Annotated in this window: 22 protein-coding genes; 3 read left to right on the top strand and 19 right to left on the bottom strand. The window is 72.2% G+C overall.

Translation table 11 applies throughout. The features are described from left to right. Positions 1 to 24: 24 nt before the first annotated feature. On the top strand, positions 25 to 864 hold the full coding sequence (locus ACGFZL_RS25425) for a siderophore-interacting protein (RefSeq protein WP_393695004.1): 840 nt from the start codon (positions 25 to 27) through the stop codon (positions 862 to 864). A gap of 345 nt (positions 865 to 1209) precedes the next feature. Then, on the top strand, positions 1210 to 2172 hold the full coding sequence (locus ACGFZL_RS25420) for a pseudouridine synthase (protein ID WP_393695002.1): 963 nt from the start codon (positions 1210 to 1212) through the stop codon (positions 2170 to 2172). Here ACGFZL_RS25420 and ACGFZL_RS25415 read toward each other — a convergent pair. The 16 genes from ACGFZL_RS25415 to ACGFZL_RS25340 form a co-directional block, all read right to left on the bottom strand. Continuing rightward, on the bottom strand, positions 2166 to 3641 hold the full coding sequence (locus tag ACGFZL_RS25415; RefSeq protein ID WP_393695000.1) for a cytochrome P450: 1476 nt from the start codon (positions 3639 to 3641) through the stop codon (positions 2166 to 2168). The two genes, ACGFZL_RS25420 and ACGFZL_RS25415, sit on opposite strands and share 7 nt — an antisense overlap. Before the next feature lie 43 nt (positions 3642 to 3684). Beyond that, positions 3685 to 4326 (bottom strand): ATP/GTP-binding protein, encoded by a 642-nt coding sequence (locus ACGFZL_RS25410; protein ID WP_355172764.1) that lies wholly within the window; start codon positions 4324 to 4326, stop codon positions 3685 to 3687. Continuing rightward, positions 4307 to 4717, bottom strand: a complete 411-nt coding sequence (locus ACGFZL_RS25405; RefSeq protein ID WP_355172762.1) for a DUF742 domain-containing protein — start codon at positions 4715 to 4717, stop codon at positions 4307 to 4309. The genes ACGFZL_RS25410 and ACGFZL_RS25405 overlap by 20 nt, the downstream gene beginning before the upstream one ends. Continuing rightward, on the bottom strand, positions 4714 to 5091 hold the full coding sequence (locus tag ACGFZL_RS25400) for a roadblock/LC7 domain-containing protein (protein ID WP_393695072.1): 378 nt from the start codon (positions 5089 to 5091) through the stop codon (positions 4714 to 4716). Before ACGFZL_RS25400 ends, ACGFZL_RS25405 begins: the two co-directional genes overlap by 4 nt. 26 nt (positions 5092 to 5117) lie before the next feature. After that, positions 5118 to 6734, bottom strand: a complete 1617-nt coding sequence (locus tag ACGFZL_RS25395) for a sensor histidine kinase (RefSeq protein WP_393694997.1) — start codon at positions 6732 to 6734, stop codon at positions 5118 to 5120. A 300-nt stretch (positions 6735 to 7034) separates the two neighbouring features. After that, complete coding sequence (locus ACGFZL_RS25390; protein WP_393694995.1) at positions 7035 to 9842, bottom strand: DEAD/DEAH box helicase; 2808 nt, start codon at positions 9840 to 9842, stop codon at positions 7035 to 7037. Between the two features lie 72 nt (positions 9843 to 9914). Further along, positions 9915 to 10862, bottom strand: coding sequence for a twin-arginine translocase subunit TatC (gene tatC / locus ACGFZL_RS25385; protein ID WP_355172754.1), 948 nt, complete (start codon positions 10860 to 10862; stop codon positions 9915 to 9917). A gap of 47 nt (positions 10863 to 10909) precedes the next feature. Then, entirely contained in the window at positions 10910 to 11191 is a 282-nt protein-coding gene (gene tatA / locus ACGFZL_RS25380; RefSeq protein ID WP_393694993.1) for a Sec-independent protein translocase subunit TatA, read from the bottom strand. A 240-nt stretch (positions 11192 to 11431) separates the two neighbouring features. Further along, positions 11432 to 11626, bottom strand: a complete 195-nt coding sequence (locus ACGFZL_RS25375) for a hypothetical protein (protein WP_355172750.1) — start codon at positions 11624 to 11626, stop codon at positions 11432 to 11434. A gap of 19 nt (positions 11627 to 11645) precedes the next feature. Then, a complete protein-coding gene (locus ACGFZL_RS25370; protein ID WP_355173148.1) occupies positions 11646 to 11879 on the bottom strand; it encodes a hypothetical protein in 234 nt (77 codons plus the stop codon). Positions 11880 to 12019: 140 nt separating this feature from the next. Then, positions 12020 to 13033 carry a helix-turn-helix transcriptional regulator gene (locus ACGFZL_RS25365; RefSeq protein WP_393695070.1) on the bottom strand — a complete coding sequence of 338 codons (1014 nt, stop codon included), beginning with the start codon at positions 13031 to 13033 and terminating at the stop codon, positions 12020 to 12022. A gap of 127 nt (positions 13034 to 13160) precedes the next feature. Then, positions 13161 to 14126: a helix-turn-helix transcriptional regulator gene (locus ACGFZL_RS25360; protein ID WP_393694990.1), complete on the bottom strand. Its 966-nt coding sequence runs from the start codon at positions 14124 to 14126 to the stop codon at positions 13161 to 13163. 126 nt (positions 14127 to 14252) lie between these two features. Beyond that, positions 14253 to 14624, bottom strand: coding sequence for an FKBP-type peptidyl-prolyl cis-trans isomerase (locus tag ACGFZL_RS25355; RefSeq protein ID WP_355172746.1), 372 nt, complete (start codon positions 14622 to 14624; stop codon positions 14253 to 14255). Between the two features lie 60 nt (positions 14625 to 14684). Continuing rightward, complete coding sequence (locus tag ACGFZL_RS25350) at positions 14685 to 15689, bottom strand: FKBP-type peptidyl-prolyl cis-trans isomerase (RefSeq protein ID WP_393694988.1); 1005 nt, start codon at positions 15687 to 15689, stop codon at positions 14685 to 14687. 134 nt (positions 15690 to 15823) lie between these two features. Next, positions 15824 to 17185 (bottom strand): Pup--protein ligase, encoded by a 1362-nt coding sequence (gene pafA, locus ACGFZL_RS25345; RefSeq protein WP_355172742.1) that lies wholly within the window; start codon positions 17183 to 17185, stop codon positions 15824 to 15826. A 9-nt stretch (positions 17186 to 17194) separates the two neighbouring features. Then, positions 17195 to 18454 (bottom strand): MFS transporter, encoded by a 1260-nt coding sequence (locus ACGFZL_RS25340; protein WP_393695068.1) that lies wholly within the window; start codon positions 18452 to 18454, stop codon positions 17195 to 17197. Between the two features lie 96 nt (positions 18455 to 18550). Here ACGFZL_RS25340 and ACGFZL_RS25335 point away from each other — a divergent pair, with 96 nt between their 5' ends. Further along, a complete protein-coding gene (locus tag ACGFZL_RS25335; protein WP_393694985.1) occupies positions 18551 to 19567 on the top strand; it encodes a LacI family DNA-binding transcriptional regulator in 1017 nt (338 codons plus the stop codon). Between the two features lie 22 nt (positions 19568 to 19589). Here the strand turns inward: ACGFZL_RS25335 and prcA are convergent, their stop codons facing one another. The 3 genes from prcA to ACGFZL_RS25320 are packed head-to-tail and all read right to left on the bottom strand — an operon-like array spanning position 19590 to position 21688. After that, positions 19590 to 20321: a proteasome subunit alpha gene (prcA, locus tag ACGFZL_RS25330; RefSeq protein WP_393694983.1), complete on the bottom strand. Its 732-nt coding sequence runs from the start codon at positions 20319 to 20321 to the stop codon at positions 19590 to 19592. Positions 20322 to 20378: 57 nt separating this feature from the next. Further along, positions 20379 to 21224: a proteasome subunit beta gene (prcB, locus tag ACGFZL_RS25325; RefSeq protein ID WP_355172734.1), complete on the bottom strand. Its 846-nt coding sequence runs from the start codon at positions 21222 to 21224 to the stop codon at positions 20379 to 20381. Continuing rightward, positions 21176 to 21688: an endonuclease VII domain-containing protein gene (locus ACGFZL_RS25320; RefSeq protein WP_393695066.1), complete on the bottom strand. Its 513-nt coding sequence runs from the start codon at positions 21686 to 21688 to the stop codon at positions 21176 to 21178. The genes prcB and ACGFZL_RS25320 overlap by 49 nt, the downstream gene beginning before the upstream one ends. Positions 21689 to 21709 lie beyond the last annotated feature (21 nt).

Raw genomic sequence — 21709 nt, 5'->3', positions numbered from 1 at the left:
AACTCCGTCATATGGGAGGCCGTCATGGCAGACCGTCCGGGACGCAAGCCGCGCGTGGCGCACACTGCGCAGGTCGTCCGCACCGAGCGGCTGACCCCGCACATGCAGCGCGTGGTGGTCGGCGGTGAGGGACTCGCCGCCTTCTCGGCGGACACCTGCACCGACCACTACGTGAAGCTGCTCTTCCCGGTGGACGGCGTCACGTATCCGGAGCCCTTCGACATGGAGCGCATCCGCGAGGAGCTGCCGCGCGAGCACTGGCCGGTGACCCGCACCTACACCGTGCGCCAGTGGGACGCCGAGCACCGCGAGCTGACCCTCGACTTCGTCATCCACGGCGACGAGGGCCTGGCCGGCCCCTGGGCGCGCCGCGTCCAGCCCGGCGAGACGGTCCGCTTCTTCGGCCCCGGCGGCGCCTACGCCCCCGACCCGGCCGCCGACTGGCACCTGCTGGCCGGCGACGAGAGCGCGCTGCCCGCCATCGCCCGCTCCCTGGAGGCACTGCCCGCCGGGGCCCGCGCTTTCGCCTTCGTGGAGGTGGACGGGCCCGAGGAGGAGCAGAAGATCGACTCCGACGTGGACGTGATCTGGCTGCACCGCGCCGGCCGCCCGTCCGGCGAGGCACTGGTCGAGGCCGTACGCGCCCTGGACTTCCCCGAGGGCCGCGTCCACGCCTTCGTGCACGGCGAGGCGGGCTCCGTGAAGGAACTCCGCCGCTACCTGCGCATGGACCGGTCCATCGCCCGCGAGGACCTCTCCATCTCCGGCTACTGGCGCCTCGGCCACAACGAGGACGGCTGGCAGGCGTCGAAGCCGGAGTGGAACGCGCGGATCGAGGCGGAACAGGAGACTCCGTCGGCGTAACCGGGGGGGCGTGACGCGCCGCGGCGCAACGGGGGTGCCGGCGCCTGAGCGCGGGGGCCTCTCGCAGCCCGGCGCAGCGGGGTGCCTCCCCCAAGCTCTTCGAGCAGGGGGGACCCCCAGCGCCCACCCGTGCCGCCCCAGCGGCACGACTGCCCGCAGCTACGCGTACCTAGGGGCGCGGGGAACTGCGCGACCAGCCACGACGCGCCCGCACCCTCAAGACCACCTCAGTCCCAGCAGCAAGCCGTCACCGCTGGAAAGCGTGGGCTGGGAACGGCGGGAGAAGGTGCCGACAGGCAGCACCGGACGTGTCAGATAGGGCATGCCCCCGTAGTCTGGCCGTCGATGAGACGCCGCCGCACCCCACCCCCGCCCTCCCCCCTCCCGCAGCGCGCCGGCGTGGACGCGGTACGGGTCCGACTGCCCGCCGGAGGCTGGGGCACGGTACGCGCGTACCTGCTGGAGCGGCTCTCCGGCGCGGGCCCCGGGACGGTCGACGCCATGCTCGCCACCGGCGAGTTCGTCGCCGGCGACGGACACCCCGTCACGGCGGACACGCCCTACCACCCCGGCACGTACGTCTTCTTCCACCGCGACCTCCGCCCGGAGGTGCCCGTGCCCTTCCCCCTGGAGGTCGTCTACCGCGACGCCCACCTCGTCGTCGCCGACAAGCCGCACTTCCTCGCGACCACCCCCCGCGGCGGCCACGTCACCGAGACCGCGCTGGCCCGCCTCCGCCGCGACCTCGACCTCCCGGCGCTCGGCGCCGCGCACCGCCTGGACCGGCTCACCGCCGGCCTCGTCATGTTCACCGTGCGCCCGGACGAACGCGGCGCGTACCAGGCGCTGTTCCGCGACCGCCGGGTGCGCAAGGAGTACGAGGCCGTAGCGCCGTACGCCCCGGAGCTGGCCCTCCCCCGCACCGTACGCAGCCGCATCCTCAAGGAGCGCGGCGTGCTGGCCGCCCGCGAGATCCCGGGCGAGCCCAACGCCGAGACCCTCGTCGAGGAGGCCGCGCACCGCCCCGCGACGGCCACCGCACCCGCCCTGGCCCGCTACCGGCTGGTCCCGCGCACCGGCCAGACCCACCAACTCCGCGTGCACCTGAACACCCTCGGCGTACCCATCCTCGGCGACCCCCTCTACCCCGAGGTGGCCCCCCGCGTGCCGCCCGGCGACTTCCGGCGCCCGCTGCAACTGCTGGCCCGGGAGCTGGCGTTCACCGACCCGGTCACGGGCCGCGAGCACCGCTTCCGCAGCGCGCGCTCCCTCGCGGCGTGGGAGGCGTACGAGGACTGGGCTCAGTAGCCGCGCCACCACACCAGGAAGCGCTGCCAGGCTCCCCGGGGCCGAGGCACCTCCGGCGGCAGGACCGGCTCGGGCGGGACAGCAGCGGCCGCCGGCACAGGCTGGGGCTCGGGGCGCGGCTCCGGCGGCAGCCCCACGTGCCAGTCGGCCCGCTGCGGCGGCACCGGCGCGTGGCTCGGCTGCTGCATCACGTCCTGCTGGGCCTTGGGCTCGAACCGCACCGGCAGCTCCACCAGGTGCCGCGAGGCGATGGAGGACCGCCAGCGCAAGTCCTCCTCCGGCACGGCCAGCTGGACGTCCGGCAGCCGCAGGAGCAGCGCGTCGATGCCGGCGTCGGCGATGGCGCGCCCGATGTCCTGCCCCGGGCACTCGTGCGGGCCGCCGCCGAAGGCGAGGTGGGAGCGGTTGCCCTGCATCCCGGCCTCGGGGTCGGGCCGCACCCGGGGGTCGACGTTGCCGGGCGCGATGCCGAGGAGCAGCCCGTCGCCCTTGCGGATGCGCTGGCCGCCCAGTTCGGTGTCCTGCTTGGCGAAGTAGGCGAAGACGGTGCTGAAGGGCGGCTCGTCCCACAGGGACTGCTCCACCGCCTCCGGCACGGTCATCTGCCCGCCGCTGAGCTGCGCGCGGAAGCCGGGGTCGGTGAGCACCACGCGCACCACGTTGGCGAGGAGGTTGGTGGTCGCCTCGTAGGCGGCGAGCAGCACCACCCGCAGGTGCTCGCGGACCTCGTCGTCGCTGAGCCCGGCCGGGTGGGTGACCAGGCGCCCGGCGATGTCGTCGCCGGGCTCGGCGCGGCTGCGGGCGGTGAGCCGGGCGAGGGCGTCCATGACGTAGCCGTGGCTGGCGATGGCGGTCTCGGTGCCTTTGAGGGTGTCGCGGGCCGCCTCCACCATCCGGTCGTTGAACTCGTCCGGCATGCCGAGCAGATGGCACAGCACGCCCATCGGCAGGTGCTCGGCGAACTGGCCGACGAGATCGGCGCGGCCCTCCTCGCAGAAGCGGTTGACCAGGCGCTGGGTGTGGCGCCTGATGTGCCGGCGCAGGTCGCGGAAGTCGAGCCCCGACATGGCGGCGGTCACCGCGCCGCGCAGCCGCTTGTGCTCGTCGCCCTCGGCGTGCGAGCAGATGGGCTGCCAGGCGATGTGCGGCATCAGCGGGTGGTCGGGCTTGACCATGCCCTCGCCGAGCGGCCCCCAGATGCGGCTGTCGCGGCAGTACTGGGCGGGGGTGCTCACCATGTGCAGGTTCTCGGCGTGGCCGAGGACCACCCACATGGGGACGTCGTCGTGCAGCAGGACCGGCGCCACCGGCCCGTACTGGCCGCGCAGCCGCTCGTACAGCTCGTCCGGGTCGGCCGCCTCGGAGAGCCGGTGCAGTCCGCCGGGTCCGAGGTCGTGGGCGGGGCAGCCGGGGGGCGGCTGGAGCAGGGAGTCGCCCGTTCCGTTCGGGGCGTGGCGTTCAGGCGTCACAGTGTCGCTCCGGGGCAGTGAGGGGATCGGTCGGTGGGGCGGGTCAGGCGGGCGCGCCCTTCAGGGCGAGGGAGTGCAGGAAGCGCGTCAGGGTCAGCAGGACGTCGCGGCTGGAGGCCCGGCGCCGCACGTCGCAGTCGAGGATCGGGATCTCCTCGGGCAGGTCGAGGGCCTGGCGCAGCTCGGCGACGGGGTAGCGGGGCGCGTCGGGGAAGGTGTTGACGGCGACGACGAAGGGCACCCCGCGCTCCTCCAGGCGGCCCATGACGTCGAAGCTGACCTCCAGGCGGCGGGTGTCGACCAGCACCACGGCGCCGAGCGCGCCCTCGAACAGGCCGTTCCACAGGAACCAGAAGCGCTCCTGGCCGGGGGTGCCGAAGAGGTAGAGGACGAGTTGCTCCGTGATGCTGATCCGGCCGAAGTCCATGGCCACGGTGGTGGCGGTCTTGGAGGGTGACCCGTAGTTGTCGTCGATGCCGATGCCGGCCTGCGTCATGGTCTCCTCGGTGGTCAGCGGCCGGATCTCGCTGACCGAGCCGACCATGGTGGTCTTGCCGACCCCGAAGCCGCCCACGATGACGATCTTCACGGCGGCCTCGGCGGTCTGCGGCAGCCGGTCCTCGGTGCGCGGACCGGGGACGGTCGCCGAGCCGTGGAAGTCCGTCTCAGAGTTTTTGAAGTCCATGCATCACCGCTTCGAGGAGGGTTCGGTCGGCGGTCCTGCGGCGGGCGACCGGGGCGCGCGCGTGCACCAGCTCGGCCGCGAGCAGGTCGGTGAGGAGCACCGTCACCACGCTGAACGGCAGGCTCAGATAGGCCGACAGCTCGGCGACGGACAGCGGCGCGGCGCACAGCCGCAGCAGGGCCGCCTGTTCGGGGGTGGCGGACACCGGTGGGTCGGCGCGGGCCACGATCAGGGTGACCAGGTCGATGTCGGCGCGTTCGCCGCCGCCGTCGCCGCCGATGACGAACAGCCGCTCGGGGTTGCGCCGTTCGCCCTCCCCGCCGGGCGTCTGCGGGGGCGCGGCCGGCGGCGGGTCTCCGGGTGCGCGCCTCTGGCGCCGGGGAGGGCTCATACGGTCTGCCCGCTGCGCCGGGCGGGGCTGGTCAGGTGCGGGCCGATGCGGGCGACCAGGTCGCCCATGCTCATGCTCATCCGGCCGGGTTCGCAGCGGACGTCGGAGAGCACCGCCAGGTAGGCGTTGGGCCCGGCGGCCATCAGGTAGAAGTAGCCGCCGTTCATCTCGACGATGACCAGGCGCATCGCGCCGTCGCTGGTGGGGATCTCCTGGGCGACGGCGCCGGCCAGGCTCTGCAGGCCGGCGCAGGCGGCGGCGACGCGGTCGGCGGCGTCGGGGTCGCCGGAGTAGCGGGCGATGCGCAGGCCGTCGGCGGAGAGCACGACGATCATCTCGATGCCGGGGACGCCGTCGTAGAGGTCCCGGAGCATCCAGTCGAACTTGCCTTGCTGCTCGATCACGTGAGGTTCCCCTCGTCGTCGGCCGGGGTGTGGGCCGGCTCGGTGGTGGGCTGCTGGAAGGCCTGGGTCAGCTCCGGGTGGGCGCGCAGGCCCTCCCAGAAGGACCCGACCCACTGGCCCGGCGGGGGCGCGGGGGCGGGTTCGGGCTCCGGCTCGGCGGGGGTCAGGGTGGCCCGGCGGGCCCGTTCGGCGGCCTGCCGGGCCTCGCGCTCGGCGTCCTCGCGCTCCCAGGCGGCCTCGGCGGCGATCCGCTCGCTGAGCGGGGTCTTGACCCGGCTGCGGCGCTGCGGCAGCCCGCCCGGGGTCCACTCGGTGACCTCGGGGACGTCGTCCTCCAAGGGGCTCGCGGCGGCCGGGACGCGCGGGCTGGTGGGTCGGCGCTTCTTGGGCTTGCGCTCCGGGCCGGGCAGCGCGTCGGGTCCTGGCGCGGGGATCGAGGTGGCGCCGATGCCGTGGGCGAGGCCGACGCCGGGCTCGTTGGTCATCATCTTGCCCGGCACGATGAGGATGGCCCGCACCCCGCCGTACGCCGAGGCGCGCAGCGAGACGTCCATGTCGTACTGCGTGCACAGCCGGCCCACGACGGAGAGGCCGAGGCGCGGGTGGGAGCTGAGGTCCTGGACGTCGGTGCCGCGCTTGGCGCGCTCCAGGAGGGCCTCGATGCGGCCCCGGGACTCCTCGCTGAGGCTGACGCCGGCGTCCTCGATCTCGATGCACACCCCGGACTGCACCTCGGTCGCGGTGACGTGCACCTTGGCGTGCGGCGGCGAGTAGCGGGTGGCGTTGTCGAGCAGCTCGGCCGCGGCGTGGATGACCGGCTCGACGGCGGTGCCCTTGATGTTGACCTTGGCGATGGAGGCCAGGTTGATCCGGCGGTACTCCAGGATCCGGGACATGGCGCCGCGCAGCACGCTGTAGAGGGCGACCGGTTCGGGCCACTGGCGGCCGGGCCGGCCGCCGCCGATGACGGAGATGGAGTCGGCGAGGCGGCCGATCAGCGCGGTGCCGTGGTCGATGCGCAGCAGGTCGTCGAAGACCTCGGGGTTGCGCCCGTGGTCCTCCTCCATCTCGCGCAGTTCCTTGTTCTGCTGGTGGACGATGGCCTGGACGCGCCGGGCGATGTCGACGAAGGACCGCTCGGCCGACTCGCGCATCGCGATCTCGTGGTCGACCAGGCCGCACACCATGCGGATCAGCCGCCGCTGGGGTTCGCCGAGGCCGGCGTAGGACGGGTCGAGGTCGCCGAGGTGGCGCAGGGTCTCGTCGGGGGTGTTGCCGTGCCGCATGTAGCGCAGCGCGGTGGGCACGATCTCGTCGCCGAGGCGGACCATCTCGGCGTGGTGCCCGGCCGCCCGGCGCTCCAACTGGGCGCTGTGCTGTGCGTGTTCGGCGCGCACCTCGCGCAGGACGCGGCCTCGGCGCACCGCCTCGGCCGCCGTCGCGAGCACCAGGACGGTGGCGACGGCGCCGCAGCAGAGCACGGCGAGCCGGGCCGGGCCGGTCACCAGGGCGACGGCGGCCCCGGTTGCCGCGGCCATCACGATGGCCGGCAGCAGGAGCACGCGCGCGTAGGGCAGTTCACGGCGCCCTGGAGGGGTATCGACACTCACCATATGGGCCTCTGAAGACGGGTCGGCGGGGCGGGGATGCTCGCTGGGGGTGCGGCACGTCGGGAGGTTCGGCGCATCGGGAACAAACGCGCGATTCCACCTCAACTCGGTGCGCTGCGGGCGAGCTTAGCGGCGAGCGGATCAACGCCGGGCAGACTTCGGCAAGCGCCTGAAACGGGCGCGGGCGGCGCAGTACCCTCGGGGATTCCGCACACCCCGAAGTCACTCGAACACCACACGTGACGGCGTACGAGCGTGCGAAAGGGCCCGGCGGACGGTGTCCACCGGGCCCCTGAGAGGGGGTCAGCCCACCGACGAGTAGGCGACCACCCCGCGCAGCAGCGCCTCGACCGCCTTGCGGGCGTTCTTCGGCACGGTCGACTCCGCGCCGGGCGCGGCGGCGGCGATCTGGCCGAGCACGTCGATGACCTGCTTGCACCAGCGCACGAAGTCGCCGGCCGGCATCTCCGCCTCGCGCAGCACCTCGTCCAGGCCCTTGCCGGACGCCCACATGTAGGCGGCCCAGGCGAAGCCGAGGTCGGGCTCGCGCTGGCCGACGCCCTCGGTCTGGCTGATCCGGAAGTCCTCCTCCAGGGCGTCGAGCCGGCCCCAGATCCGTACGGTCTCGCCGAGCGCGGCCTTGGCCTTGCCGGAGGGCACCTTGGGCGTGGTGGCGTCGTCGGCGGCCCGCGACTCGAACACCAGCGCCGAGACGCAGGCGGCCAGCTCGGCCGGGGCCAGGCCCTCCCAGACGCCCTCGCGCAGGCACTCGCTGGCGAGCAGGTCGAGTTCGCCGTAGAGCCGGGCGAGGCGCTTGCCGTGCTCGGTGACCTCGTCGCCGCGCAGGTAGTCCAGCTCGGTGAGCAGGGCCACGATGCGGTCGAAGGTGCGGGCGATGGTGTTGGTGCGGCCCTCGATCCGGCGCTCCAGCTGCGAGGTGTCGCGCATCAGCCGGTGGTAGCGCTCGGCCCAGCGGGCGTGGTCCTCGCGGTCGTCGCAGCCGTGGCAGGGGTGGGCGCGGATCGCCTTGCGCAGCCGGGCGATCTCCTTGTCGTCGGCGGCCTGGGAGCGCTTCTTGCGGTGCCGGTCGGCCGGGATGTGCCCGGCCTTGGTGCGCAGCGCGGAGGCGAGGTCGCGGCGGGACTGCGGGGAGCGCGCGTTGAAGGTCTTGGGGATCCGCATCCGCTCCAGCGGCTCGACGGGCACCGGGAAGTCCATCGCCGCCAGCCGCTTGACCTGCCGCTCGGCGGTCAGCACCAGCGGGCGCGGACCGTCGTGGCCCTCGAAGCCGCGGTGCCCGTTGGACCGGCCGGCGGGCAGCCCCGGCTCGAGCACCAGGGCGAGGCCCGCGTACTTGCCGGTGGGCACGTGGATGACGTCGCCCGGCTTCAGCTTCTCCAGCGCCACGGCGGCCTCGGCGCGCCGCTGCCCCGCGCCCTGCCGGGCCAGCTCGGTCTCGCGGTCCTTCAACTGGCGGCGCAGCCCCGCGTACTCCTCGAAGTCGCCGAGGTGACAGGTCATGGACGCCTGGTAGCCCTCAAGGCCCTCCTCGTTGCGCTGCACCTGCCGGGAGATGCCGACCACCGACTTGTCCGCCTGGAACTGCGCGAAGGACGTCTCGAGCAGCTCCCGGGAGCGGTGCCGGCCGAACTGCTCGACCAGGTTGACCGCCATGTTGTACGACGGCTTGAAGCTGGAGCGCAGCGGATAGGTGCGGGTGCCGGCCAGGCCCGCGAGGTGGTCGGGGTTCATGCCGCGCTGCCACAGCACCACGGCGTGGCCCTCGACGTCGATGCCGCGCCGCCCGGCCCGGCCGGTGAGCTGGGTGAACTCGCCGGGGGTGATGTCGGCGTGCTGCTCGCCGTTCCACTTGACCAGCTTCTCCAGGACCACCGAGCGGGCCGGCATGTTGATGCCGAGGGCCAGGGTCTCGGTGGCGAAGACGGCCTTGACGAGGCCGCGCACGAACAGCTCCTCGACCACCTCCTTGAAGGTGGGCAGCATGCCGGCGTGGTGGGCGGCGATGCCGCGCTCCAGGCCCTCCAGCCACTCGTAGTAGCCGAGGACGTGCAGGTCCTCGGGCGGGATGGCGGCGGTGCGCTCCTCGACCAGGGCGCGCACCCTCTCCCGCGCCTCCTCGTCGTTGAGCCGCAACCCGGCGTACAGGCACTGCTGGACGGCGGACTCGCAGCCGGCCCGGCTGAAGATGAAGGTGATGGCGGGCAGCAGCCCCTCGTTGTCGAGCCGCTCGATGACCTCGGGCCGGCCCGGCGTCCAGATCCGGGTGCGCTGGCGGCGCTCGCGCTCCCGGTCGGCCTCGCGCATGTGCCGGCCGCGCCGCCGGTCCTGGTAGGAGGGCCGGCTGGCCTCCAGGCGGGCCATGCGGGTGAGGTCGGGGTTGACGGCCCGCTTGCGGCCCTCGCCCTCCTCGAACAGGTCGTACATCCGGCGCCCCGCCAGCACGTGCTGGAACAGCGGCACCGGGCGGTGCTCGGAGACGATCACCTGGGTGTCGCCGCGCACGGTGTCCAGCCAGTCGCCGAACTCCTCCGCGTTGGACACGGTCGCCGACAGGGAGACCAGGGTGACCGACTCCTGGAGGTGGATGATCACCTCTTCCCACACGGCGCCGCGGAAGCGGTCGGAGAGGTAGTGCACCTCGTCCATGACCACGTAGCCGAGGCCGAGGAGGGTCTGGGAGCCCGCGTAGAGCATGTTGCGCAGCACCTCGGTGGTCATCACGACCACCGGGGCGTCGGAGTTCACGCTGTTGTCGCCGGTGAGCAGGCCCACCTTGTCCGATCCGTACCGGCGGCACAGGTCGGCGTACTTCTGGTTCGACAGGGCCTTGATGGGTGTCGTGTAGAAGCACTTCCTGCCCTGCTGGAGGGCGAGGTGGACGGCGAACTCGCCGACGATGGTCTTGCCGGAGCCGGTGGGCGCGGCCACCAGCACGCCCTTGCCGTCCTCGAGCGCCCGGCAGGCGTCGATCTGGAAGGGGTCGAGGCCGAAGTCGTACATCTCGCGGAAGGACGCGAGGGCGGTGGCCTGCTCGGCGGCGCGCTCGCGGGCTGCCGCGTACCGCTCGGCCGGGGAGAGATCCTCTGTCATCGTGCTTTCGAGCGTACCGGGCCGCACCGACATCAGGACGATCTTTACGCCGGGCGCCGGGCGCCCGCCGGATCAGGTCACGTCGTCGTAGCCGTTGACCCGGTCGCGGGAGGACTGCTCGGGCAGGGCGCGGGCGGTGGTCACCGGCTCGATCTCGCCGATGTCCTCGGGGGTGAGGTCGAGGTCGGATGCCTCGTCGTCGGCGGGCTCCAGGGCGATCCGGCGGGCCCGGCGGCGGTCGTTCACGAGGGACACGGCGACCGCGCCGAAGTACAGGATCCAGATCGGCCCGGCCAGCGCCAGCATGGTCAGCGGGTCGGTGCTGGGCGTGGCGACCGCCGCGAAGACGGTGATCCCCATGATCATGGCCCGCCACCAGCCGAGCATCCGCCGGCCGGTCAGGATCCCGGTGAAGTTCAGCATGACCAGGAGCAGCGGCAGCTCGAAGGAGAGGCCGAAGACGACGACCATGCGCGTGACCAGGTCGAGCAGGTCGTCCAGGGGAAGCAGGTTGTCGACACCGAACGGCGTGAACTCGATCAGCACCTCGGCCGTCTTGGGCAGCACGACGTAGGCGAAGAACGCGCCGGCGAAGAACAGCGGCACGCCGGTGGCGACGAAGGCGTACGCGTACTTCTTCTCGTGCCGGTGCAGACCGGGCGCGACGAAGGCCCAGAGCTGGTAGAGCCAGACCGGCGAGGCGAGGACGACACCGGCCATCAGGGACACCTTCAGCGCGAGGGTGAAGGGGCCGAGCAGGCCGTTGATGGTGATCTGGGCACAGGGATCCGCGTTGGTGGAGTTCGCCAGCTCCTCGAACGACTTCGAGCAGCCGACCGAGTCGAGGACCGGGTCGGTGAAGAAGTTGATGATGTCGTTGTAGAAGAAGGCGGCCACGATCGTGACGGCGACGATGGCCAGCAGCCCCTTGGCGAGGCGGTTGCGCAGCTCACGCAGGTGCTCCGCGAGGGGCATCCGCCCCTCGGGGTCCTTCTCCTTGATGCGGGCAGGCTTCGGCACCCACGTTCCCATCTCGTGCGGCGGGCCGGAAGTCACCGGCCCTCTCGTCAGCGCTTGGTCGAGTCCGTCGGCTCGGTGACCGGGCGGGAGCTGGTCACGTCGCCGGGGGCTGCCTGGATGGTGCGCTGCGCCGCGGCCTGGTCCGGGTTGGGCGGGTCGGCGGGGGCGGAGGACTTGCCGTCGTCCTTCATCGCCTTGGCCTCGCTCTTGAGGATGCGCGCGGACTTGCCGAGGGAGCGCGCCATGTCCGGAAGCTTCTTCGCGCCGAACAGCAGGATGATGACGACGAGGATGAGAATGATCTCGGGGGCGCCGAGCCTTCCGAACATAAGTCTTTACCTTCTCACCGAGGCGACTGGGTGGGGGAGCTGTCCGACCGGCCGGACACGTGTCCGAACGATCGTCGTGTGCAGCGATCGTAACGCTCGGGGGTGAACGTCAGGCAATCCCCGTGCGTACTCCCGTCCGCGGCCGGGCCTCGTTCTCCGCGCCGCGACCAGCAGCGTACCTGCACAGGACCGCCCGGTGACAGGGCGAAGCGACGCATATCGCATCACACGGACAAGCGACTACAGCGCGTCGGCGGCCCGAGCCGCGCTGCGCGTCGCCCGCTCCAGGTCCTCGGCGGCCCGTCCGAGCCGGTCGGCGGACTCGCTCACCTGCCGGCCGAGGCGCTGCGCCTCCACGAACACCGGCACGGCGAACACCGTGAGGACGGCGAGACCCAGGAACCCCGCGGCAACCGCGAACATCGGCCAGAACATGGGGCGAGCCTAGACGGTCTCAGACGGTGGGGTGCAGCCGCAGGGTGCGGACCCCGCCGCCGGTCAGCAGCTCCACGATCCGCTCCCCGGCCGGCTTGCGGACGGCCGCGCCGCAGTCGGGGCAGGTGAAGGAGTAGAAGGTGGTGCGGCTGCTGGCCCCGATGGCCAGCCGCAGCGCGCTCGCGGCGAGTTCGAACCGGCCCCGGCAGTCCGGGCAGCCCGCCTTGAACACCACCGGGGACACCCGGCGCATCCCGGCGAACGCGGACGCCGCCGTCACTCCGGCCGTCTGACCCGGCGCCGACTCGTCGACCGTCCTCGCCCCGGCCGGCCTGCCTGCCGACGGCTCGTTCACCGCGCTCGCTCCGGCCGTCCGGCCCGCCGCCGACTCGTTCACAGCCCTCGCTCCTGCCTGTCGTGCCGCCCGCCGGCGTCGGACCCGCCCGCTCCCCCGGCGGCCTCCGCCCCGACCAGGTCCACCCCGTCGTACGCCGCGAGGGCGTCGCGGGCGGCCTGTCGGGCACTGTCCGCGAGATCGGCCGGGGAGACGATGCGCCCGTCCCGGCCGAGCCGCAGCGCCAGTCGGCGCAGCGAGGCCGGGTCGGGGGTGCGCAGCGTGATGCGCAGCCCGCCCTCGGGCAGCTCCTCGGCCTCGTCGTGCGGGTAGTACTCGGCGACCCAGCGCCCGCCCGGGCCGACCTCCACGACGACCTCCGGATCCTCGGCGGCCGGCTGCACCAGCGCCTCCGACAGGTCGCGCAGCTCCACCTCGGGCGGCGCGGACGGCTCGTCCAGGATGCGGATCTCGGCGACCCGGTCGAGGCGGAAGGTGCGCCGCGCCTCGGAGCGCCGGCACCACGCCTCCACGTAGGTGTGGCCGACGCTGACCAGCCGGATGGGGTCGATCTCCCGCTCGGTCAGCTCGTCGCGGGCCGGCGAGTAGTAGCGGATCCACAGCCGGCGGCGCTCGGAGATGGCCCGGTCGACGTCGGCGAAGACGCCGCCCTCGGACTCGAAGGTGACGGAGAGGCGCGAGCTGGCGGCGGCCGCCTCGCCGGCCGCCGCCTCCACCTTGGCCGTCGCCCGCAGCAGCGCCTGCCGGTCGCCCTCGCGCAGGCCCGGCAGGGTCGCCACCGCCCGGGCGGCCACGAGAAGCGCGGTCGCCTCGTCGGCGGCCAGCCGCAGCGGCTCGGCCGCGTCGGCGCCGAGCGCGGCCGGATTGTGCCACCAGATGCGCTCGCCGTCGGTGTCGATGTCCAGCAGGTCGCCGCCGCGGAAGCTGGTCCCGCACATGGGCAGCACGTCGAGGTCGGAGACCAGTTCGTCCTCGGTGATGCCGAAGGCGCGCGCGACGTCCTCGACCCGGGCGCCGGGGCGCTCGCGCAGATACGTCACCAGGGACAGCATCCGCCGGGTCTGGTCGATGGCGTTCACCGCCTTGACCGGCCGGCCCGCCCCGGCCCCGCCCGGCACCGCCCCGCCGGCCACTGCCCTGCCCGCCACTGCTCTGCCTGCCACGGTGTCGTCCGCCCCCTCAGCCCTTGGCCACGGCACGCAGCCGGTCCAGCACGTCCGCGCGCAGCTCGGCGGGTTCCAGGACCACCACGTCCGGTCCGAACTCCACCAGCCAGGCGTCCAGGCCGTGCCCGTACGGAATCTCCAGCTCGTCCCAGCCGTCGCCGCCCTCGCGCACCGCGCCGGCCCGGGCGCGCAGCGGGTAGCCGGCGCCGGCGCGCAGCCGGATGCGGGCGGAGCGGTCGGCGGTCTCCCCCGCCCAGCTCGCCACCGTCTCCCGGACGGTGACGACGTCCGGCACCGGCGCGGTGAACCGCCCGCCGCGCGAGCGGACCCGGCCGGTGATCCGGGACAGCCGGAAGACCCGCTCGGCGCCGCGGTCCCGGTCGAAGCCGGCCAGGTACCAGTGGCCTCGCCAGCACTCCAGCGCCCACGGCTCCACGGTGCGCGGCTCGGGCTGGGCGGCGGTGGCCTTGCGGTAGTCGAAGGCGACCGGGCGGCGGTCGCGGCAGGCCAGCATCAGCGGCTCGAAGGCGGCCTCGTGCACGGGGATGCGCGGCTCCAGGGCGCTGTGCGCCCCGTAGGGGTCGACGTCCTCGGGCAGGCCGGCCGCGCGCAGCTTCTGCAGCGCCCCGCTGGCGGCGCCGGCCAGCCGGGCCTGCTGCCACACCTTGGCGGCCAGGCCGAGCGCGGCGGCCTCCTCGGCGTCCAGGGTGATGGCCGGCAGGCGGTTGCTGTCCCGGCGGGCCAGGTAGCCGACCTCGCCGTCCAGGCCCTCGACGGTCTCGATGACCAGGCCCAGCTCCCTGAGGTCGTCCTTGTCCCGCTCGAACATGCGGTTGAAGGAGTCGTCGCCCGCGGCACCCCGGGACGCCTCGACATACGCCTCGACGGAGTCGCGCAGCTCGCGCTTGCTGAGCGGCCGGCTGGTGCCGAGCAGGCACAGCGCCAGGTTCATCAGCCGCTCGGCCTTGGCAATGGCCATCGACGCTTCTCTCCCTATGGTGCTTACGACGGATGACCGTACCGCCCCGCGGGGGCCCGGCAAAAGCCGAAGGTCCATGCCCGGCCGGGCATGGACCCCAGGTGATCGGCGAGTGATCGGTTCCGATCAGACGCCGAGCAGGTCGACCACGAAGATCAGCGTCTCGCCGGGCTTGATGGCCGGGGTCGGGCTCTGGTCGCCGTACGCCAGGTGGGCCGGGATGGTCAGCTGACGCCGGCCACCGACCTTCATGCCCTGCACGCCCTGGTCCCAGCCCTTGATGACCCGGCCGCCACCGAGCGGGAAGCGGAACGGGGTGCCGCGGTTCCAGCTGGCGTCGAACTCCTCACCCGTGCTGAAGGCGACACCCACGTAGTGGACGGTGACGGTCTGGCCCGCCTGCGCCACCTCGCCGTCGCCCTCCCAGATGTCCTTGATCTCGAGGTCCACCGGGGCGGCGCCCTCAGGGAAGTCGATCTCGGGCTTGTCGATGCTCACGTGACTTGCTCCTGCTGTGTTCGCGGAAAGGCAACGGGGCCAGTCTTACATCCCCGGGCGTCACATCTTGGCGAGGATGTCCACGGAGAAGACCAGCGTCGAGTCCTTCTCGATACCGCTGCCCTGCGGCGGGTTGTCGCCGTACCCCAGGTCCGGCGGGATGACGATGAGGACGCGGCTGCCGACCTTCTTGCCCGTCAGACCCTGCGCCCAGCCCTTGACGACCTGCTGCAGGGAGAACGACGTCAGCTGCTTGCGCTGGTACGTCGAGTCGAACTCCTTGCCGCCGTCCCAGACCACGCCCTTGTACTGCACGAGCACACTGTCCTGCGCGCCGACCTTCGCGCCGTCGCCCTCGATGACGTACTCGGCGACGAGCTTCTTCGGCGCGGCGGACTTCGGCAGCTCGATGGAGGGCGCCTTGCCGTCGGTGTCGGTGCCCACCTTCGGCAGCGCGCTGTCGTCCTGCGGGGCGTTCGTGCCCTTCGCGGAGCTCTTCGCGTTGAAGGTGTCCTTGATGTCCACCACGAAGACCAGTGTGTCGGTGCCCTTGATGCCCGCCTGCTGGTTGCCCTGCTCGCCGTATCCCCAGGTCGGCGGGACGGAGAACTGGACGCGGCTGCCGGCCTTCTTGCCCGTCAGCGCATACCTCCAGCCGTCGATGATGCTGCCCTGGGCCAGCTGGATGACCAGCGGCGTCTTGCGGTCGTAGGAGTTGTCGAAGACCTTCGCGGTGTTCCAGACCTGGCCGAGGTAGTCGGCCGACACGTAGTCGTTCTCCGCGACGGTCTTCCCGCTGCCCGCGATGACCGTCTTGACCGCCAGTTCCTTGGACGGCTCGCCGCTGCCCTTGGCCACGGTGGGCTTCTGGCCGAACTTCGTCCCCGCCGTGATCGCCGGCAGCGGGCCGTCGGTCACCTTCGGCGCCGGCGGCGCGGAGGAACTGCCCGACGCCTGCGGCGTCGCACTGTCGCTGGCCTTGCCCGAACCGGAGTCGTCGTCACCGCAAGCGGCGAGCGTCAGCATTCCGGCGGGGACGGCGATGAGGAGGGAGCGTCGGCGCACGGTGGGGGCCTCGTAATCGATGTCGGTCGGTGGTGCCTGAACGAAAGTGCCCGCGCAACTCTACGGCGTGCGAAGGGCACCGTACGCATAACGCACGGTGCCCGTGTGGCGTTCCGGCCTCACACCACCTCGCCCTACATCCCGGCGATCAGCTTCTCCACCCGGTCGTCCACCGAGCGGAACGGGTCCTTGCACAACACGGTGCGCTGCGCCTGGTCGTTGAGCTTCAGATGCACCCAGTCGACGGTGAAGTCCCGGCGCTGCTCCTGCGCCCGCCGGATGAAGTCACCGCGCAGCCGGGCCCGGGTGGTCTGCGGCGGCACCGACTTGCCCTCGAAGATCTTCAAGTCGTTGGCGACCCGCGCCGCCTGACCCTTCTTCTCCAGCAGGTAGTACAGCCCACGACGCCGGTGGATGTCGTGGTAGGCGAGGTCTATCTGCGCGACCCGCGGATGCGACATCGTCATGTTGTGCTTGGCCCGGTACCGCTCGATGAGCTTGTACTTCATCACCCAGTCGATCTCGGTGCCGATGCGGTCGAGGTCCTCGGCCTCGATCGCGTCCAGCGTGCGGCCCCACAGCTCCAGGACCCGCTCCACCGTGCCCGTGCGGATGCCGCGCCGCTCGCAGAAGTCCACGGCCTTCTCGAAGTACTCCCGCTGCACCTCGAGCGCCGACGCCTCCCGGCCGCTGGCCAGACGCACCTTGCGGCGCCCGGTGATGTCGTGGCTGACCTCGCGGATCGCCCGGATCGGGTTCTCCAGGGTGAGGTCCCGCATCACCGTGCCCGCCTCGATCATGCGCAGCACCAGGTCGGTGGCGCCGACCTTGAGCAGCATCGTCGTCTCCGACATGTTCGAGTCACCGACGATGACATGCAGCCGGCGGTAGCGCTCGGCGTCCGCGTGCGGCTCGTCGCGGGTGTTGATGATCGGCCGGGAACGGGTGGTCGCCGAGGAGACGCCCTCCCAGATGTGCTCCGCGCGCTGACTCACGCAGTACACCGCACCGCGCGGCGTCTGCAGCACCTTGCCCGCGCCGCACAGCAGCTGGCGGGTCACCAGGAACGGGATCAGGATGTCCGCGAGCCGGGAGAACTCCCCGTGCCGGGCCACCAGATAGTTCTCGTGGCAGCCATAGGAGTTGCCGGCCGAGTCCGTGTTGTTCTTGAAGAGGTAGACGTCGCCCGCGATTCCCTCCTCGTGCAGGCGGCGCTCGGCGTCGACCAGCAGTCCCTCGAGAATGCGCTCGCCCGCCTTGTCGTGGGTGACGAGCTCGATCACGTTGTCACACTCGGGTGTGGCGTATTCCGGATGTGATCCCACGTCGAGATAGAGGCGGGCCCCGTTGCGCAGAAACACATTGCTGCTGCGGCCCCATGACACGACACGGCGGAAGAGGTAGCGCGCCACCTCGTCAGGCGACAGGCGGCGCTGTCCCCTGAACGTGCACGTGACGCCGTACTCGTTCTCCAGCCCGAAAATGCGGCGGTCCATGACTGAACATTACGCCCGATCCCCCGAACTGAAACGGGGTTCGGCCGCCCGGTTCGGATCATTTTCCGATGAAGCCGCAACCACCCCTCCCCCGGCGGGAGCTGCGAGGACCCGCCCGGTGCACAGCAACACCGCCAGCGAGGCCGCCCCGGCCGCCCCCGGCAGCGCGAACCCCCACAGCGCCCCGCCCGCCTCCACCACCGGCCCCGCCAGGCCCGTACCCACCGACGCGCCCACCGTGAACGTCGTCACCAGCCAGGAGAACGCCTCCGTCACCGTCCCCCGCGGCGCGTGCAGGTCGACCAGCACGAACGCGCAGGCGATGCACGGCGCCAGGAAGACACCGGCCAGCGCCGTGAGCGCCACCATGGCCAACGCGCCCGGCATCAGCAGCAACGGGAGATAACACACCGCCAGCAGCGCCACCAGCCACCGCAGTCGCCGGGCCGGGGACCCCGCCCACCGCCGCGCCCCGTACACGGCGCCTCCGACGAGCGCGCCGAGCCCGAGGGCCGCCATCAGCCAGCCGTAGACCGCGTCACCCCCGTGGCCGTCCGCGTACGGCACCGAGGCCACGGTGATGGAACCCAGCGCCATGCCGATGAACAGGAACGCGCCGAGGAGCGCCAGCAGCCCCGGCGAGCGCAGGGCGCCCAGCCAGTGCGCCTCGCGCGGCGCCGAACGCCACGCGCGCGACGGGGGCGAGACGACCACCGACAGCGCGCCGAGCACGCCCAGCGCGTTCAGCGCCAGCAGGGCCGCCTGCGGCGACCACAGCGCCACGCACACCGTCACCAGCAGCGGCCCGACGGTGAACATCACCTCCTGGGCGACCGCGTCCATCGCGTACGCCGTGTGCACCTGCCCCTCCTGCCGCAGCACACTCGGCCACAGCGCCCGCAGACCGCCCTCCAGCGGGGGCGTGAAGAGCCCCGAGAGCGCGACGGCCGCATGGGCCAGCAGGGGCGAACCGGTGCCGGCGAAGGCGAAGACGGCCATCGCCGCCGCCGACAGCACCGCGGCGGGCAACTGCACCCGCGGCTGCCCGTGCAGGTCCACCAGCCGGCCCAGCACCGGCTGCCCCACCGCGTTGGACACGCCGTACACCGCGGCCAGCGCCCCCGCCAGGCTGTACGAACCCCCCTCGGCGCGCACGAACAGCACGATCGCGATCGCGGCGGTCGCGTTGGGCAGCCGCCCGACGAGCGTGCCGACCAGCAGCCGGGCGGCGTGCCGAGTGCGCAGGATCTCCGCGTAGCCACCGGCCATGCCGTACCCGCCTTCCTTCACGTTGTACGTATAACTACCGCGGTCATACGTACCATGACGGCTGTTCGCGAGTCCAGACGAGGAAGCAGGCCCACGGTGGCACGAGGCAGCACCCGCCCCACGAGCCGGGACGTCGCCCAGGCCGCCGGCGTCTCCCAGGCCGCCGTCTCCCTCGTCCTCGGCGACAAATGGCGAGGACGCGTCTCCGAACCGACGGCACGACGCGTACGCGAGGCGGCGCGCGAACTGGGCTACCGACCCAACCTCGCCGCGCGCAACCTGCGCCTCGGCCGCACCCGGACGGTGCTCCTTGTCGTGCCGGCGCTGACCACGGAATTCTTCGCCGGCGTATACACCGGGGCGGCGCGGGTGGCCGCCGAGCACGGCTTCGGCGTCGTCCTCTACCCCTCCCCCGAGGGCGTCGGCCCCGCCCGGGACCCCTTCGCCTCGGCCCAGTCCGCACTGGACGGCGTGCTCGCCTCCTCGATGTCGGCGGACGCGCTCAGCGCCATCCGAGGGGACCACCTGCCACTCGTGATGCTGGACAGCGACCCCGAAGGCAGCCTCGGCGCCACCACCGTGAACCTGGACATCGCGGACGGCGTGCGACAGGTCGCCGAACACCTGCTCGACCTCGGCCACCGCCGGTTCCTGCACCTCGCGGCGGACATCCCCTCATGGACCTTCGAGGTACGGGCGCGCGAACTGGCCGCCCGACTCGCCGACTCCCCCGGCACCACCCTGCGCACGGCGCGCGCCGCCATCTCCGTGGAGGACGCCCAACGCGCCGTCGAGGCCGCGCTCACCGCACCGGGACCCCGGCCCACCGCACTGGTCTGCGACGACGACAAGCTGGCAGCGGGCGCCTACAAGGCCGCGCGACGCGTCGGGGTGCGCATCCCGCAGGACCTCTCCGTGACCGGACTCGACGACCTCGGTACGGCCACCGTCATCGACCCCGAACTGACCACGGTACGCCTCGACGCCGAAGCCTTCGGCGCACGGGGCATGCGCACACTGCTGGCCGTCCTGGAGGGCGAGACCCCCGAAAGCGGCGACATGCCGGTGGAACTCGTGGTACGGACCTCCACCGCGGCGCCCGGCGGCCGGTGACCGACGGGCGCCCACCGACCCGCTACTCCTCGTCCTCGTCCGGCGCAGACACCGCCCCGCCCTCCAGGAGGCGGGACAGCTGGTTACCGGTGATGCGCTTGAACTTGCGCTTCTGCGGACGCGTACGGTCCAGCACCGCCACCTCGAGACGCTCCGCTGGAATCTCCCGCTCCGAACCGTTCGTGTCCCGGGAGAGCGCCTGCACCGCCAGCTTCAGCGCCTCCGCCAGCGTCATGGCATCACGGTGACGCTGATCCAGATACCCGCTGATCTGCTCCGCGTTCCCGCCGACCGCCACCGAGCCGTGCTCGTCCACGATCGAGCCGTCGTGCGGAAGCCGGTAGATCTGATCGCTCTCCGGGCCCTCCCCGACCTCCGCGACGACCAGCTCCACCTCGTACGGCTTCTCGGCCTGGCTGGAGAAGATCGTGCCCAGCGTCTGCGCGTAGACGTTGGCCAGCCCACGCGCCGTGACGTCGTCCCGGTCGTAGGTGTAACCCCGCAGGTCGGCATAGCGCACGCCACCGATGCGCAGATTCTCGTACTCGTTGTACTTGCCGGCCGCGGCGAAACCGATGCGGTCGTAGATCTCGCTGAACTTGTGCAGCGCGCGGGACGGGTTCTCGCCGACGAACACGATCCCGTCGGCGTACTGGAGCACGACCAGGCTCCGGCCGCGAGCAATGCCCTTACGGGCGTACTCCGCACGGTCGGCCATGGCCTGCTGGGGTGAGACATAGAACGGCGTCGACACCGGTCAACCGTCCCTTTCTGTCGAAGTCACTGGACCACCTGCCCTCACCGGGGCCTCCTAAAGCAGCTCGGCGCGCGGCCCGTCGGGCTGCTCGAGCCGCCGCTCGAGCACCGACCGGGCGAGCCGGGAGGACTCCTCCTCGGTCAGCCGCCGGAAACCGTCCTCGGTGATCACGGTGATGATCGGGAAGATCCGCCGGGCGACATCCGGACCACCGGTCGCCGAATCGTCGTCGGCCGCGTCGTACAGCGCCTGGACGACCAGCGTGGTCGCCTGGTCCTCGCTCAGGTCGTCGCGGAACAGCTTCTTCATCGCACCCCGCGCGAACACCGACCCGGACCCGGTCGCGGCGAAGTTGTGCTCCTCGGAACGCCCGCCCGTCACGTCGTACGAGAAGATCCGACCTCGGTCCCGATCCAGGTCGAACCCGGCGAACAACGGCACCACGGCAAGACCCTGCATCGCCATGCCCAGATTGGACCGGATCATGGTGGACAGCCGGTTCGCCTTGCCCTCCAGCGAGAGCTGGGCACCCTCCACCTTCTCGAAGTGCTCCAGCTCCAACTGGAAGAGCTTCACCATCTCCACCGCGAGGCCCGCCGTGCCAGCGATGCCCACCGCCGAGTACTCGTCGGCGGGGAAGACCTTCTCGATGTCGCGCTGCGCGATGACGTTGCCCATCGTGGCCCGCCGGTCACCGGCCAGCACCACGCCGCCCGGGAAGGTCACGGCCACGATCGTCGTGCCGTGCGGTGCCTCCACGACACCCTGCACCGGAGGCAGCTGCCGCTTCCCGGGCAGCATCTCCGGCTGGTGCTCCCCGAGGAAGTCCATGAAGGAGGAGGACCCCGGGGTCAGGAAGGCAGCTGGTAGACGCCCGGTGCTACGAGTGTTGGCTTCCACGCGGTTCCTTCCACGTATGCGGCAGCCCGCCTTATGGCCTCGGGCTGATCCTTGAACTGCCCCAGCGCTGCGTTGCAGCTGAAGCACAGTACGCCACGGACCCTACCCGTCTCGTGGCAGTGATCCACATGTACGGGGGAAGCCGCCAGACAGATGCAGCAGACACCCCGCTGAGCCGAGACCAACGCCTCCCGCTCGTCCTCCGTGAGGCCGTACTGCCGCTTCAGATGATCCCGCCGCGCCTGCGTGGCCCGACATGCCTTGCACCGTGTCGACAGCCCGTCGGACGCGGTTGCGTTCCGGTGCCACTCACTGTGCGGTTTGATCTCACCGCAGCTCCGGCAGTACTTGTGCCCCTCGGGCGTCGCCACCCGCGGACGGACATTCTTGCCCTTGGCCACCTGCCGAGCCTGGTGATACGCCGCCCAGCACTCCCGGCAGTAGGCCTGCAGACCGTCGCGCATCGCCCCATTACGGGCGAAGGC

It is taken from the genome of Streptomyces sp. NPDC048182 (assembly GCF_043202555.1).
Lineage (GTDB): Bacteria > Actinomycetota > Actinomycetes > Streptomycetales > Streptomycetaceae > Streptomyces.
Note: the sequence above shows the minus strand (reverse complement) of the source record. Positions and strands in the feature narration are given on the sequence as shown.

Excerpts from the sequence above, each read along its gene's own strand:
- ACGFZL_RS25425 (WP_393695004.1), top strand. The coding sequence starts at position 25 with ATGGCAGACCGTCCGGGACGCAAGCCGCGCGTGGCGCACACTGCGCAG.
- ACGFZL_RS25420 (WP_393695002.1), top strand. The coding sequence starts at position 1,210 with ATGAGACGCCGCCGCACCCCACCCCCGCCCTCCCCCCTCCCGCAGCGC.
- ACGFZL_RS25410 (WP_355172764.1), bottom strand. The coding sequence starts at position 4,326 with ATGGACTTCAAAAACTCTGAGACGGACTTCCACGGCTCGGCGACCGTC.
- ACGFZL_RS25405 (WP_355172762.1), bottom strand. The coding sequence starts at position 4,717 with ATGAGCCCTCCCCGGCGCCAGAGGCGCGCACCCGGAGACCCGCCGCCG.
- ACGFZL_RS25400 (WP_393695072.1), bottom strand. The coding sequence starts at position 5,091 with ATGCTCCGGGACCTCTACGACGGCGTCCCCGGCATCGAGATGATCGTC.
- ACGFZL_RS25395 (WP_393694997.1), bottom strand. The coding sequence starts at position 6,734 with ATGGTGAGTGTCGATACCCCTCCAGGGCGCCGTGAACTGCCCTACGCG.
- ACGFZL_RS25390 (WP_393694995.1), bottom strand. The coding sequence starts at position 9,842 with ATGACAGAGGATCTCTCCCCGGCCGAGCGGTACGCGGCAGCCCGCGAG.
- tatA (WP_393694993.1), bottom strand. The coding sequence starts at position 11,191 with ATGTTCGGAAGGCTCGGCGCCCCCGAGATCATTCTCATCCTCGTCGTC.
- ACGFZL_RS25375 (WP_355172750.1), bottom strand. The coding sequence starts at position 11,626 with ATGTTCTGGCCGATGTTCGCGGTTGCCGCGGGGTTCCTGGGTCTCGCC.
- ACGFZL_RS25370 (WP_355173148.1), bottom strand. The coding sequence starts at position 11,879 with ATGCGCCGGGTGTCCCCGGTGGTGTTCAAGGCGGGCTGCCCGGACTGC.
- ACGFZL_RS25365 (WP_393695070.1), bottom strand. The coding sequence starts at position 13,033 with ATGCTGTCCCTGGTGACGTATCTGCGCGAGCGCCCCGGCGCCCGGGTC.
- ACGFZL_RS25360 (WP_393694990.1), bottom strand. The coding sequence starts at position 14,126 with ATGGCCATTGCCAAGGCCGAGCGGCTGATGAACCTGGCGCTGTGCCTG.
- pafA (WP_355172742.1), bottom strand. The coding sequence starts at position 17,185 with ATGGACCGCCGCATTTTCGGGCTGGAGAACGAGTACGGCGTCACGTGC.
- ACGFZL_RS25340 (WP_393695068.1), bottom strand. The coding sequence starts at position 18,454 with ATGGCCGGTGGCTACGCGGAGATCCTGCGCACTCGGCACGCCGCCCGG.
- ACGFZL_RS25320 (WP_393695066.1), bottom strand. The coding sequence starts at position 21,688 with ATGCGCGACGGTCTGCAGGCCTACTGCCGGGAGTGCTGGGCGGCGTAT.